Source organism: Actinoplanes sp. NPDC026623, from assembly GCF_040638275.1.
GTDB lineage: Bacteria > Actinomycetota > Actinomycetes > Mycobacteriales > Micromonosporaceae > Actinoplanes.
In genome coordinates, this window is sequence record NZ_JBEZXZ010000038.1 from 22,363 (window position 1) to 35,249 (window position 12,887).

10 protein-coding genes, 1 tRNA gene and 2 pseudogenes are annotated in these 12,887 nt (G+C 69.9%); 6 read left to right on the top strand and 7 right to left on the bottom strand.

What is annotated here, in order from left to right; genetic code table 11:
• Positions 1-34 precede the first annotated feature (34 nt).
• Positions 35-106, top strand: a tRNA-Val gene (locus AB0F10_RS14620).
• Between the two features lie 393 nt (positions 107-499).
• Here AB0F10_RS14620 and AB0F10_RS14625 read toward each other — a convergent pair.
• From AB0F10_RS14625 to AB0F10_RS14650, 6 genes and pseudogenes are all read right to left on the bottom strand, one after another.
• Positions 500-756: pseudogene (locus AB0F10_RS14625) on the bottom strand (Tn3 family transposase); the annotation flags it as partial.
• A gap of 418 nt (positions 757-1,174) precedes the next feature.
• Complete coding sequence (locus tag AB0F10_RS14630) at positions 1,175-1,960, bottom strand: adenylate kinase (protein ID WP_360623847.1); 786 nt, start codon at positions 1,958-1,960, stop codon at positions 1,175-1,177.
• The gene (locus AB0F10_RS14635) at positions 1,945-3,771 is read right to left on the bottom strand and encodes a SulP family inorganic anion transporter (protein ID WP_360623849.1); all 1,827 of its coding nucleotides are present in this window, start codon (positions 3,769-3,771) and stop codon (positions 1,945-1,947) included. Before AB0F10_RS14635 ends, AB0F10_RS14630 begins: the two co-directional genes overlap by 16 nt.
• Positions 3,768-4,103 (bottom strand): metalloregulator ArsR/SmtB family transcription factor, encoded by a 336-nt coding sequence (locus AB0F10_RS14640; RefSeq protein WP_360623851.1) that lies wholly within the window; start codon positions 4,101-4,103, stop codon positions 3,768-3,770. The genes AB0F10_RS14635 and AB0F10_RS14640 overlap by 4 nt, the downstream gene beginning before the upstream one ends.
• Positions 4,104-4,497: 394 nt before the next feature.
• Positions 4,498-4,753: pseudogene (locus AB0F10_RS14645) on the bottom strand (Tn3 family transposase); the annotation flags it as partial.
• An 858-nt stretch (positions 4,754-5,611) separates the two neighbouring features.
• Entirely contained in the window at positions 5,612-6,001 is a 390-nt protein-coding gene (locus AB0F10_RS14650) for a VOC family protein (RefSeq protein WP_360623853.1), read from the bottom strand.
• Positions 6,002-6,056: 55 nt separating this feature from the next.
• On the opposite strand from AB0F10_RS14650, the gene AB0F10_RS14655 reads away from it, so the two are divergent.
• The 4 genes from AB0F10_RS14655 (at position 6,057) to AB0F10_RS14670 (ending at position 8,802) form a co-directional block, all read left to right on the top strand.
• Positions 6,057-6,506 (top strand): MarR family winged helix-turn-helix transcriptional regulator, encoded by a 450-nt coding sequence (locus AB0F10_RS14655; protein WP_360623855.1) that lies wholly within the window; start codon positions 6,057-6,059, stop codon positions 6,504-6,506.
• Between the two features lie 46 nt (positions 6,507-6,552).
• Positions 6,553-7,089 carry a hypothetical protein gene (locus AB0F10_RS14660; protein WP_360623857.1) on the top strand — a complete coding sequence of 179 codons (537 nt, stop codon included), beginning with the start codon at positions 6,553-6,555 and terminating at the stop codon, positions 7,087-7,089.
• A gap of 75 nt (positions 7,090-7,164) precedes the next feature.
• Positions 7,165-7,962 (top strand): alpha/beta hydrolase, encoded by a 798-nt coding sequence (locus AB0F10_RS14665; protein WP_360623859.1) that lies wholly within the window; start codon positions 7,165-7,167, stop codon positions 7,960-7,962.
• 9 nt (positions 7,963-7,971) lie between these two features.
• Positions 7,972-8,802: an AraC family transcriptional regulator gene (locus AB0F10_RS14670; protein WP_360623861.1), complete on the top strand. Its 831-nt coding sequence runs from the start codon at positions 7,972-7,974 to the stop codon at positions 8,800-8,802.
• Between the two features lie 64 nt (positions 8,803-8,866).
• On the opposite strand, the gene AB0F10_RS14675 is transcribed toward AB0F10_RS14670, so the two are convergent.
• On the bottom strand, positions 8,867-9,247 hold the full coding sequence (locus AB0F10_RS14675) for an STAS/SEC14 domain-containing protein (protein ID WP_360623863.1): 381 nt from the start codon (positions 9,245-9,247) through the stop codon (positions 8,867-8,869).
• Positions 9,248-9,819: 572 nt separating this feature from the next.
• Between AB0F10_RS14675 and fxsT the strand changes: the two genes are divergently transcribed.
• The gene (fxsT, locus tag AB0F10_RS14680) at positions 9,820-12,672 is read left to right on the top strand and encodes an FxSxx-COOH system tetratricopeptide repeat protein (protein WP_360623865.1); all 2,853 of its coding nucleotides are present in this window, start codon (positions 9,820-9,822) and stop codon (positions 12,670-12,672) included.
• Positions 12,673-12,887 lie beyond the last annotated feature (215 nt).

A 12,887-nucleotide genomic window follows, 5' to 3' on the forward strand; every position in this document is an offset into this window, starting at 1 on the left:
AGCCCGCCGGTCCGGTACAGTCTGACTCCGTTGAGGGCGATTAGCTCAGCGGGAGAGCGCTCCGCTCACACCGGAGAGGTCACTGGTTCGATCCCAGTATCGCCCACGAGTAGTCGTTATCGAACCGGGTGCCCGTTTTGGGTATCCGGTTCGACCCGTCTCGATGGCTTTGACCTGCGGTTATGCGCAGGGCCTCGACGGTTCGTGTCCAACCATGGTCTCGTCCGGCCTGCCTCCCAGCACAGGAGGCAATGCCAGCGGCCAGCGCAATCGTGTGCTGGTTCGGGGTGGGGGCTGAGCGCGCGCCGGCCAGCTCGCGGCCGGCGGCAAATGAGTGCGGGCGTCGTCGAGACACGTCACGTTGCACGGGTGCGTACGTCTGACCGGATTCATCTGCGCTTGTTCGCTGAGACACCGGCTGCCCGAAGTGTTGAACTTGCCGCGGCTCTGGTTCGCCGCCTCGCTGACCACAGCGATGTCCAGGTGCATGAGGCCGGGCGGCCGGCCGGTACAGCCGGACCTTGTTGACCCGTTTGATCCTGGGAGCGGGTCGAAGCCGAGCAGCCGGGTGGTGCAGAAGCCGACCTCGGACCGGCCGTGGGAGTCGACGTAGTTGCCCTCGACCTCCATGGTGGTGCCGTGGCGCATCGCGCCCTCGACCATGGCGGTTACCTCGGAGGCGGTGCAGGAGATGAGCTGGGAGTGGATGGCCATGCTCTTGCGTTCGACGTGCCAGTAGATGAGCACGCCGCGGCCCGCTGAACACGTCAGACACTCACCGCCGATACGCCGAGATGGGTGCTGACGCCACAGTGATCTCCCAAGACCGACGGGCCCTCCACGCCGGCCGCGTACAGCCCGGGTGACGGCCGGGGCTGTCCGAAGGCGCGCACGGAGGGCGACCCGACAGCGTCAATGACAATGCGCCCTTCGCGCCCTCTTCGCGGCTATGGGAGTGTTCTTGATCTTGGTGTTTCTGGTGCGAACGCGACTTGTTTTCTGACTGGATCCCGAGTTTCTCGGCCGTTCCGAGTGGGAGATCGCGCAGACGTCAGCAGAGGTAGGGACCAGCTTGACGCCCGCGCCGCCGCTGTGGTGTCGGAACTGACCGACCGGTCCGCCCGGGCGCTGCTGGCGGCGTTGATGGGCGGCGAGGGTGACCCGGAAGGGTAGGTCAGCACGGGGGTTCGTCCGCATGGCCGCCGTGTGCTGCGGTATGGGTCCATCCATCGTGGGGAGACCGCGGTGCTTTGTCGTGGGTGGCTGGGACGGGTGTGGCGCCGGCGCGGCCGGTCCGCGTTGAGGGCTGTCGCGGCGAGCACCGGCAGGCGTCCCGGGGGTGTTCCACGATCGGCTGGGGCGGGGTGGGGTGTTCGGGCAGGCCGAGCTGGCGTCGTGCCTGGTCGAGGTGATCGATCATGGTGCGGGTGACGTCGTCGATGGGGCGTTCGCCGTCGATGGTGATGAGGGTTTCGCGGTGGTGGTAGTAGTCGACCAGTGGTTTGGCGGCGGCGTCGAAGACGTCGAGGCGGTGGCTGATGACCTGTTCGGTGTCGTCGGTGCGGCCGCTCTGTGCGCCGCGGGCCAGCAGCCGGGTCATCAGTTGGCGACGTCCGGCGGTGAGGTAGACGGCGATGCGTACCCCGGTGCCCAGCGGTCCTGCGACCCGGTACGCGGCTTGGGCCTGGGCGACGGTGCGGGGAAAGCCGTCGAGGATATAGCCGCCGCGCCTGGTCGCGGCTTCGACGGGCTTGCGCAGGATGTCCATGACGATGCCGTCGGGCACGAGATCGCCACGGTGGATGCACGCGGCGACGGTCCGGCCGATGGTGGTTCCCTCGGCGACGTGGTGGCGCAGCAGGTCACCGCTGGAGATGTGCTCGATGCCGTAGTGCTGCGCGATGCGCACGGCCTGGGTGCCTTTGCCACTGCCTGGGGGGCCGATCAGCAGTAGTCGCATGGAGACGCTCCGGGGGCTGGGGGTTGGAATGGGGCGGTCTGCGGCTGCTGTCCGCGCGTCGCGGTGTGGGTGGTGGTGCCGTCCTCGTATCCGCCGCCACCGCGGTGTCCGGCGGCGTGGGGCGGCGGTCCCGGTTCGCTGGTGGAGTGGTGCAGGACGTAGGTGCGGGCGTAGGTGATGGCGGCGGGGGTGTCGGAGAAGACCCGCCCGTCGCGGCGTAGCTGTTCGGCGACGCCGAGGGTGCTCAGGATTTCCTCGTGGCCGGGGGCAATGCCGGACAGCAGCACGGTGATGCCGCGGCGTTGCAAGCGGTTGATGGCGTCGCCGAGCACGTGCGCGCCGGTCGCGTCGACGGTCGACACCCGCGACATGCGCAGGATCACCACCCGTACGTCGGTGATCTCAGTCAGTTGCAGCAGGAAGCTGTGGGCGGCGGCGAAGAACAGCGGCCCGTCGAGGCGATAGGCGACGATGTGTTCTGCGAGCAGGGCGTGTTCCTCGGCGCTGTGATCGCCGGGCTCCAGGGGTACCTGTTCGAGGCGGGCGGTGCGGGCGACCGCGCGCAGCGCCAGCACGATGGCGACGCCGATACCGACCGCCACGGCGGTTACCAGGTCCCATACGACGGTCACCGTGAAGGTGAGGATCAGTACCACCGCGTCGCCGCGGGTGGAGCGGGCCAGGGCCAGCAGGGAACCCGCCTCGACCATGCGCACGGTGGTGGCCAGCAGGACCCCGGCGAGCGCGGCGAGGGGGATGTGCCCGACCAGCGGCCCGGCCGCGAGCACGATGAGGGCCAGGGCGAGCGCGTGGGTCAGTGACGCGAGTTTCGAGCGGGCGCCGGCGCGCACGTTGACGGCGGTGCGGGCGATCGCCGCGGTGGCGGGGATCCCACCGAACACGGGCGCGACGAGGTTGGCCAGCCCTTGACCGAACAGTTCCCGGTCGGGGTCGTGTCGTTCGTTGACGCTCATCGCATCGGCGACGGTGGCCGACAGCAGGCTCTCCAACGCGGCCAGCGTGGCCACCGCGCCCGCGGCGGGTAGCAGCATCTGCACGGCGTGGACATCAAGGAAGCTCAGCGACGGCACCGGCACACCTGCGGGCAGGACACCTATACGCGCCAGCCCGATCGGGGTGATTTCGGCCAGCACCGTCGCCGCGGCGACCCCGAGCAGCGAGAACGGCACGCCGGGGCGCCAGCGCGCCCCCAGCAGCATCAACGCCGCGACACCCACGGCCACCGCGATGGGGGCCGGGTGCGGGTCGCGGGCGAAGCGGACGGCCGCATCGGCGGCCACCTGCCACACCTTGTCACCGTGCGCGTCCGCGACGCCGAGCGCGGCCGGTAGCTGCTGCAACGCGATGACCACGGCGATACCGGCGGTGAAACCCTCGATCACCGGAGTAGGCAGGTACCGCACGTAGCGGCCAAGGCGGGCCACCGCCAGCCCGATGAGGATCACCCCCGCCAGCACGCCGACCATCAACACCCCGGTGGCGCCGAACTGGGCAATGACCGGCACCAGCACCACCGTCATCGCCCCGGTAGGCCCGGACACCTGCAGGTTCGAGCCGCCGAACACCGCGGCCACCGCACCGGCGACGACCGCGGTGACCAGCCCGGCCTGTGCGCCGAGCCCGGAGGTGACCCCGAACGCCAACGCCAGCGGCAACGCCACCACCGCCACCGTCAGCCCGGCGAGCAGGTCGGCGCGCGGCGCGCGGCGCGCCGCCGCCCAGTCGCTGCGCTGCGGCAGCAGGGCGCCGAACCGGGCACCCAGCGACCGGGCCGCCTGGGCGACGCTCACTGCGGCCCTTGGCTGCGCAGCTGCGCCAACAGCCCGTCGCGGTCGGTCAGCACCGCACCAAGGATTCGCCGTGCGGCGGCCAACAGGTCCGCCACGTCGGTCGTGCTCAACGCGTACACCACTAACGAGCCTTCCCGGGTCGAGGTCACCAGCCCCGCCCGGCGTAACACCGCGAGCTGCTGGGACAGATTCGACGGCTCCACCTCGATCAAGGCGAGCAGGTCCCGAACAGGACTTGGCCCGTCCTGCAGCACCTCCAGCACCCGGATCCGCACCGGATGACCCATGGTGCGAAAAAGCTCGGCCTTGGCCTGGTACACCGGCACAGACACGCCCACTCACCCCCATTCCACGCCCGCCGCCGCGGCGGCGTTGGCGGCAAATTCCGACTTGCAAAGGTTAGCAATTGAACAAGCCTTCATGGTGACGGGAGATTGTGCGGTTGGTCATTCCGGTTTCATCCGGCCGGCATGACGCATCCGCCGCCCTCTGGCCCGTCGCAGCTCCCGCGGGTCAGCCAACAGGCAGGTCAGGCCTCGTACCACAGATCCCGCACCGTGGCATACGGCAGCCGCGGCAAGGGCGCCTGAACCGCCGGGCGTACGCAGATCCGGGGGTGTTGCCGCCCGGCCGGGTGGCGTCGGCGTCAGGCCTGATCCTGGCCGCCAACTCGACTATCTGCTGGTCGACGGAGTATCACGGCCTCGGCGTGGCCGCCCTGCACCGGCGCCGAAGCCCGCCCTCGCCGGCGTACGCGAGGGAGCGGCGCAGAGCGTGCAAGTTCTCGCCCTTGTTCAGTTGCCGGGCGATCCGCCGCCGGTACGTCTCGTCGGCCAGATACCGTACGGCGCAGCGCACCGTACTCCTTGATCGCGCTGGTCAGCGCGTTCTGCTGCCGTTTCGAGGAGCACACCTTCCCGACCACCAGCGCAACAGTGGCGTGCCCGCCCTGCACGGACGCGGCAACCCCCAGCAGGTCGTCCGCTCGCCGTCATGATCGGCGAGTGGTGGTCGGGTGAGCATGGCCGGAGCGCCGTTGCCGATGGATTGGGCCAGGACGGCGCCGCTACGGCTGGTGGTGGTCGCTGAAACGGTCAGGATGTGCGGTGCCGGACGGCCGGCAGCGTGACGATTGGGCCCTGAGCTGCGGGTATGCGGTTCGGATCTGCCACGTATGGTCCACGAGTGGCAGGGGCCGTGTGTTCGCGGAAAGCGCGAACCTCGGCCCCTCGTCATATCTGCTCCGGGGGCCGAGCCCCTGGAAACCCCGCGTTGCGATGGTTGCGCTCGGCGGCCTTCTCGCGCTCGCTGGCGCATCGGTTCGGGCTCGCTGGCGCATCGGACTTCTCGCTGGCGCATCGGCTTCTTGTGCTCGCTGGCGCATCGGTTCGGGCTCGCTGGCCATCGGTCTTCTTGCTGGTGTATCGGTCTTCTTGTGCTCGCTGGCGCATCGGTTTGTTGCGCGCTCGGCGGCTTCTTGGTTTCGCTGCGCTTACCTGGGTGGGTGCGCTGGTGGGGCACTGTCTGTTGCGGTGATTGTCGGTTCGGTTCCAGCGTGGTTCATGAGTCGTCGTTGTCCCGGCTCAGGGCAACGACAGGGGGATCTGAGCCTGCCGCGTCGTCGTCGGAGATCGAGGCGTGTCGTGGGTGGGCGCGGGTCTGTTTGGACCGTCAGCGGCTTCTGCCGGCTGCGGCGAAACCATGACCTCCGAGGCCGCGCGGTCTGCGGCATCCTCGCGCTGTTGCCGTGGCTTCATCGTCTCGAAATGGGCGCTTGGCCTGGTCTGGCCTTGGTGGACTCGGTGGCTGCCTCGGCGCACGTGGGCCGGGCCATGTCGGCTCAGTAGGACTGCAACTCGATCAGGGTGCCCTGCGGGTCCCTCAGGTGGGCGGTGCGCAGATTCGGCCCCCATTCCGGCCGGTCGGCCGGCGGTGAAACGACCGTCGCGCCGTGCGCCTGGCACAGGTCGGCGCCGTCGTCGACGTCGGCCACCCGGCAGACCAGCATCACGGGGCCGCCCGTGGTCAGCTCCGCGCCGGCCGCTCCGCTCATCATTCGCGCGTCGCACATCGACAGGAGCCCTTGGTCGCCGACGTCCCAGCTCGCGTACGGCCCGTCCGGGCCGCCGGCCGCGAGCTGGGCACCGGCCAGTTTCGGCAGCACGGCCGCGTAGAAGGCGAAGACGGCCGGGAAGTCGTCGACCAGCAGCCGGGGGTGTAGCGCGTCCATGACTCTCCAATCGTAGGTTTGAGCCCACTATAGGACTGCACCTAACATGGAGCGCGTGAACCCGACGGCCAGGCCGCCCACCCTGATGGGCATCAACGTCTACCTGCTGTCGCTCAGCGGCAAGACGGGACGAGACCGCGTCGCCGACCGGCTGGCCGGGCTCGGCCTGCGGATGTGGCACATGTCGGTCCTCGCCGCCCTCGCGGACTTCGGCCCGCACGCCCAGCGCGACCTGAGCACCCGCCTGAGCGTCGACCCCAGCGACGTGGCCAAGGTGATCGATCAACTGGCGGGCCCGGGCCACGTCGGCCGGACCCGCGACGACGCCGACCGCCGGCGCGTGCTGGTCACCATCACGGCGAGCGGGCGGGAACTGCTGGCGCGGTTGCTGAAGGAAACGGCGGCTGTCGACGACAGCCTGCTCAGCGGCCTCACTCCCGCCGAACGAGACCAGCTCCACGGGTTGCTGCTCAAGGTATTCGCCGCCGCGCGGCCTCAGCTCTGAAATCTGACCGTGGACACCATCCACCCTTACCCGATCGGATTTTGGAATGCTGAGCCCGAGCATGATCGTCGCTTCACTGCGGACCGCGGGTATTGAAATGGTGGACTTCGACTGGTCCGCTGTGACGTTGCCCGCGTCGGCGGCTTGGATGCTTTTCGCATGCTCGCATGAGGATGGCCGGGAGGACGCCGTGTTCGTGTTCGACGACCCGGCCTTGGTGGAGAGCGCGAACGCCGCCTGGTGGACGCTCGCGAAGACCGGCGGGCTGCTCACCGGGGTGAGCGAATTCCTTGTCTCGGTCGGTCCGGTGGACGCGGAGATTCCGGCACGGCCGCACTGGGCGCGAGTGCGCCTGATGAAGGACTGGAATGTCATCGGCGCAGGCACGGATCATGGCGTTCTCGGGGGTCCGCCGGGTCGTCCGGGATTCGTGATGATGTCGTTGGACGAGCGGGTGATTGTCGGAGCGACGACAGGGGACGGATTCATCAGCGTTGTGAGAGTTTCGGACCCGGCCGGCGCGGCTCCGATCCGGCGCGCCATGGGGCCGGGTGAGCGCCCGGGGCACGTCCCGGACGTGTGACCCGGCGGTCCTGGTGCAGCCCCGCCGCGACATTCGTTCAAGACGGATGGGCCGGGCGGGGGCATCGTCGGTGGTGTGAACAACTCTGCGGATGGGATGTACGTCGTACACGACGGGCGGCCGGATGCGCCGCCGCTGCTGCTTCTGCACGGATCGGCCGGCACCGGCGGATTCTGGAAGCCGATGGTCCCGATGCTCGCGGGGCACCGCCACGTGCTCCGGGTCGACCTGCCGGGCTACGGCCGGTCCGCCCCCGCTTCCTCCTACGACGTGCCGGCGCAGGCGGGCCGGGTGGCGGCGGTCCTGGACGACCTCGGGCTGCGGCACGTCGCGGTGGCCGGTCACTCCAGCGGCGGGTGGGCCGGCATCGCGCTCGCCGAGCAGCGGCCCGACCTGGTCGGGTCGTTGACCTTGATCAGTACGGGGCCGAGCCTCGACTCGGTCCGTCCGGATCCGCTGCTGGTGCGCGCGCTGATGGCGCCGCCGCTCGGCCCGCTGGTGTGGCCGAGGCGGACCGACGCGATGATGCGCCGGGGTATCAACTCGATGTGCGCCCGGCCGGTGGTCATCCCGGACGACGTGCTCGCCGAGATGCGTGGACTCGGGTACGGCAGGATGCGGGCGCTCATGCGGCAGAACGTGGCGTACCTCGCCGAGCGGAGCGCGCCCGAGCGGCTCGCGGCCCTCGACGTTCCGGTCCTCGTGATCTTCGGTGACGCCGATCCCCGCTATCGGGTGTCGATGGCACACCGGTACGAGCAGGTGGCGGGCGCCCGGCTCGAGCTGCTGCCCGGTGTCGGGCACATGCCGATCTTCGAGTCTCCTGAACAGACCGCGAAGCTGCTGCTGGGCTTCGTCGCGCAGCGGACCTAGGCTTGTTCCGTGGTGGCCTGGGCGGATGTCGCGGTGCCGCGGCCCGCGGCCTGCCCGCCGGGGGTCGGCATGGCCGGATTCCGCCAGCGTCCGGGCACACCCGCCGCCGAGCTCGCCATGGTCGCGTACCCGCTGGTCACCGTCTTCATCGACCTCGGCGACAGCGGTGGGGCGGGCTGGCAGTCCTCGGGGGGATACCGGCGTGGCAGCGTCGTCGCCGGCCTCCTGCCCGGTGATTTTCGGGCGACCTGCCACCGGGCCGAGTGCCTGCAGATCCGGCTGGAGCCGATCGCAGCGGCGGCGCTGGCCGACCTGAGCGGCACCGTGGCGACCCTGGAGGAGGTCTGGGGCCGGGATGCCGCCCGGGCCGAGGAGCGGCTGCGGGCCGCCAGGTCCTGGGACGAACGGTTCGCGATCGCGGCCGGCGTGCTCGGCCGGAGGCTGGGCGTGCGTCACCCGGTCGACCCGGAGGTCGCACAGTCCTGGCGCCGGATCCGCGCCAGTCACGGGCGGCTCCGGGTCGAAACCCTGGCGGACGAGGTCGGCTGGAGCCGCAAGCGGCTGTGGTCCCGCTTCCGGGCCCAGCTTGGCGTCAGCCCCAAACGTGCCGCCCGGCTGGTGCGATTCGACCGTGCCGTCCACCTGCTCGCGGCGGGTCACGCGCCCGCCGGGGTCGCCACCGTCAGCGGCTATTCGGACCAGCCTCACCTGCACCGCGAGGTGCAGGAGTTCGCCGGGCTGACGCCTACGGCGGTGGCCGCCGCACCCTGGCTCTCCGTCGACCACGTCGCCTGGCCGGCCCGGACGACCCCCCGGCGTATCGGCATGCAGGGGCTATGAACGTCATGACGCGTTCGACGCCCTCGCAATGATGCCGGACACCTCGTGGTGACGGCGGTTTGCTTCAGAGGTCTTCGGCGATCCAGGTCCGGGCCTGGTCCATTCCCGCCTGGGTGAAGGCGCGCGCCTGGCCGGGCATCAGCCAGCCGAACACGCCCATGGCGTGGCGGACCCAGTCGGCGTCGGAGACGATCGCGGTCCGCTCCCAGGCCTTGTGATGGGCGATCCCCGGTCCGAGGCCGAACTTCAGGTCCTCCCAGAACGCGCCCGGCTCGAACCAGCCGAAGTCGTCCCCGACGACGAGCAGGAGCCGCACGCCGCGACCGCCCTCGATCGCGGCCTTCATCGGCGGCAGCAGGATCTTCACGTACTCGTCGCGGCTGACCGGCCCGGAGAGCCGGAAGCCGAGGGTGCCGTCCGGCAGGTCGGTAAGTAGCTCGATCATGGGTTTTGCCCTCTCTCGCGACCCGGGACGCTCGTCGCGACGATACGCGGGCGCCGGCCACGCCGGGGGAGACCCGGGGAATCGGCCGAATCCCGCCGCGACGATCAGTGGCGGGGCTCGTCGTGGTTCGCCGGGGGCCGCAGGAGTCGCATAATGCGCTCGGCGGTCCTCCTGCGCTGTTCGTGGCGGGACCATAAGCTCACCGCGGCGGCTCCTATGAAGACGATTGATCTGGCCGCGGGCCATAGCGTGAGCGCAATGGCGATCACGGTCGGGTCGAATTGTTCGAGCATCTACTCTCCTCGGAAACCGCAGGTCCGTCGGGACCTGTTCCCAGCGTTACCGAGAAGTGCTTTGATCAGGGGTTTCCTGACCTCATACCGAGGCGGTCTGACAAATTGCCGCAGAAGTTCGGCCGCCGCTGACATGTTCTGCCGGGGAAGCGTCCCGGCCGGTGCCGACAAGATCGGAAAGTGGGCGCCGCGCGCCCAGTTGTTACAGAACTGCGGATCATGCGATCCTTAGTGGTCTGACATCTCTGTCGACATGCGACGTGCCTCGGAGCGTGTGGAGTGCCCATCGCGTTGCCGGACCTCGATCGCGTGCCCGAGGGCGATCATCGCGAGCTCCTCATTCGGCTGCACCGGCTCTACGGCCTGGCGGGTCGTCCCGCGACGCGCATCGTCAGCCAGGCGATCCGCGGCAACCGGGAGCTGGAGCCGGTCTCGCATGAGACCGTGAGTGCCCTGTTCCGCGGCGATCCGCTGCCCGCTTGGAACAAGATCCGGTCGATCATCATCGTGCTCTGCGAGAGCGCGGATCAGCCGGTCGACGTCAAGGAGGAGCTGGGCAAGGGCGTCGAGCTGTGGAGCCAGATTCCGCGGCCGCCCGCCGGTGGCGAGGTGACACGGCGATTGGCTCCGCGCCGGCGGCCGGTGACCTACCGCGCGCCCGCGCCGCCGGCGGCCGCGGCCCCCGCGGCCGTGCGGGGTGAGATCCCGGAGCGGGATCCCCATTTCACCGGGCGTGACCTGCTGCTCGACGCCATTGAGCAGCGCCTGGCCGAGGATTCCCGGGCGCCGCTCGTGCTCTACGGGCCCATCGGTGTCGGGAAGACGCAGATGGCCCGCGAGTACGTCAACCTGCACGCCGCCGAATATGCGGTCGTCTGGTGGGTGGACGCGCGGGACGCCGAACGAGCCACTGCTTCCCTGCTCACCCTCGCGGGGCGCCTTGGCGTCGGTAGGTCACCTGACGTCAACGAAACGCTGGAGGCGCTGTTCGCGACCCTCGGTGACCCGGGGCCTTATCTGCTCGTCTTCGACGGCGTGCAGTCCGATGACGTCCGCCCGCTGATCCGCACGATCGGCGGCAGCGTCATGGTGACGACGCGGAACGCGGGCCTGGCGCGTGAGAATACGTACTTCGGGATCAAGGTGCCGGACTTCGACATCAGCGAGGTCGCCCAGTACCTGCGGAAACAGGACCCGCACATGAGCAAGTCCCAGACGGCGGAGGCGGTCGCGGCAGTCGGGTGCATGCCGCTCGCGCTCGAGGCGATCTGCCGGCTCTACCACGACGGAACGGTTTCCTCGTGGGACGACCTGCCGGCGCATTTCGCCGCCTCGGAGAACGTGATGCCGGGCGGATCCTCCCGGCTCGACCTCTATCCGGAACGGGCCGTCCGGGAACTCCGCGCCGCCCTGGATGACATTGCCGGGGACCGCGAGGCACTCCAGCTTCTGACACTTCTCATCGGTTTCGGCGCGGGCCCGGTCTGGGTGCCCCTGCTGTTGGCGGGAGCCGATGGCAACATCTCGGCCCCCGTTCGCACGCTGCTCCGCGACCAGTACAAATTGCGGCGCAAGATCCCGATACTGGTTCAGCACGGATTCGCCCGCCGGTTGCCCGAGGACGGCGTCGAGATCCCCGCGCTCATCCGGCTCGTACTCCGCGAACTGCTTCCCGACGCCGCCGGGGAGCGCAATCGCAACGACGTACGGGGAATTCTGGTCAAGGCCGACCCGGGCCATCCGGAGGACCGGGACACGTGGCCGACGCATCGGGCGATCGCGCCGCACGTCCTGCCCGCCGGATTGGTGGACTGGCCGCAGGCGACCGCCTACCGCACCGTGCGCCATCAGATCCGATTCCTGTTCCTCAACAACAAGATCGCCGCCGCCCGGCTCCTCGGCGAGAAGGCGGTGGATTCGTTCCCCGGCGAGGCCATGTTCGGCCTGAACGGCGACGTGTACCTGCAGATCCGTCGCGATCTCGCCAACGCGCTGCGCGCGGCGGGCAAATATCGCGAGTCCGAGGCCCTGACGGCGCAGATGTCCGATCAGGTCAATGCCGATCCGGCGTACGCCGACCACACGATCGCGCTCGACCTGGCCCGCAGCCGGGGGCACGACCTGCGGCTCGCCGGCCACTACCAGGAGGCGTTCGATCTCGACGACGCGACGTACCAGCGGCACCTGCGATCGCCCCGGGTCGACGAGTTCCGCATCGCCGCCAGCCGTTACAACCGCGGTGTCAGCCTGCGGTTTCTCGGCAGATTCCGGGAGGCGGCCGACGACGACGAGGCGGCGCTGCGGCTCCACAGCCGCCACGATCCGGGTGATCGCCGGGCGCACCGGCTGCTGAACGCCCTCGCCGAGAGCCTGTACGGGCTCGGGCACTACGAGGATGTGGTCAAGTGCCTCGCGCCGGTGCTGAGACACGGCAGGGAGCGGGACCTGCTCCGCGCACGCCGGATGACCGGGGTCGCACACCGGCGGCTGGGCGACGCCGGGACGGCGGCCGAGGAACTGGGCGCCTGCCAACAGGCCTGCATCGTTCAGGTGGGCGTCACCCGGGAGCTGACCCTGACGGTGGCGATGAGCTTCAGCAACGCGCTCCGCGATCTCGGTCAGCTGCCGGCGGCCCTGCACTTCGGCGAGCGGGCCAAGGTTCTGTACGAGAAGGCCCTGCAGGCGGACAACCCGCTGATCCACGCGGCGCGCGTCAACATCGTCGCCACCTACCTCGCGATGCGGCGCTGGGAGGACGCGCGGGCCATGGGGCAGGACGCCTACGAGGCGCTCCGCGGACGGCTCGGCCCCGACCACCCCTTCACCGTCGCCGCCGTCACCAATCTCGCGTCCGCCGTGGCCCTGTGCACGCCCGCGGGGGCCCGGCAGCTGTCCGAGGAGGCGTACCTGCGTGCCCTCAACCTCTATGGGCAGCTCCACCTCGACACGCTGCTCGCCGCGGCGAACTTCGCCGCCGACCGGGCGGCCCGCCACGAGGGTGACGGATCCGCGCCGTCGCTGGACGGCGTACTCCGGGAGTTGCGGCGGTCCCTCGGGCGACATCATCCCGTGGTGCTCCAGGTCGCTCAGGGAACGCGCGCCCTGGTCTGCGTCGAGGCGCCGTCCGCGTGAGAGGTCCGGGCGCGTCAGAGTTTGTCAGATGGCTCCAACCGCTGAACCGGCAACGGCATACCCCGTACCCTGTGTCGGACGTCCTCGTTTCCTCCCGGTAATGCTTTACGTTGCGATCAACACACCAGATTTTTGACTTGAGCTGACAGGCCTGGCCCCCCGGCCATAGCGCCGAGGGAGGTCCATGTGAGTGCCGAATCGTCGGATCCTCCCAG

Bases quoted from the DNA above. Each gene is read 5' to 3' on its own strand.
- AB0F10_RS14630 (WP_360623847.1), bottom strand. From the start codon at position 1,960: ATGCGACTACTGCTGATCGGCCCCCCAGGCAGTGGCAAAGGCACCCAG.
- AB0F10_RS14650 (WP_360623853.1), bottom strand. From the start codon at position 6,001: ATGGACGCGCTACACCCCCGGCTGCTGGTCGACGACTTCCCGGCCGTC.
- AB0F10_RS14660 (WP_360623857.1), top strand. From the start codon at position 6,553: ATGCTGAGCCCGAGCATGATCGTCGCTTCACTGCGGACCGCGGGTATT.
- AB0F10_RS14675 (WP_360623863.1), bottom strand. From the start codon at position 9,247: ATGATCGAGCTACTTACCGACCTGCCGGACGGCACCCTCGGCTTCCGG.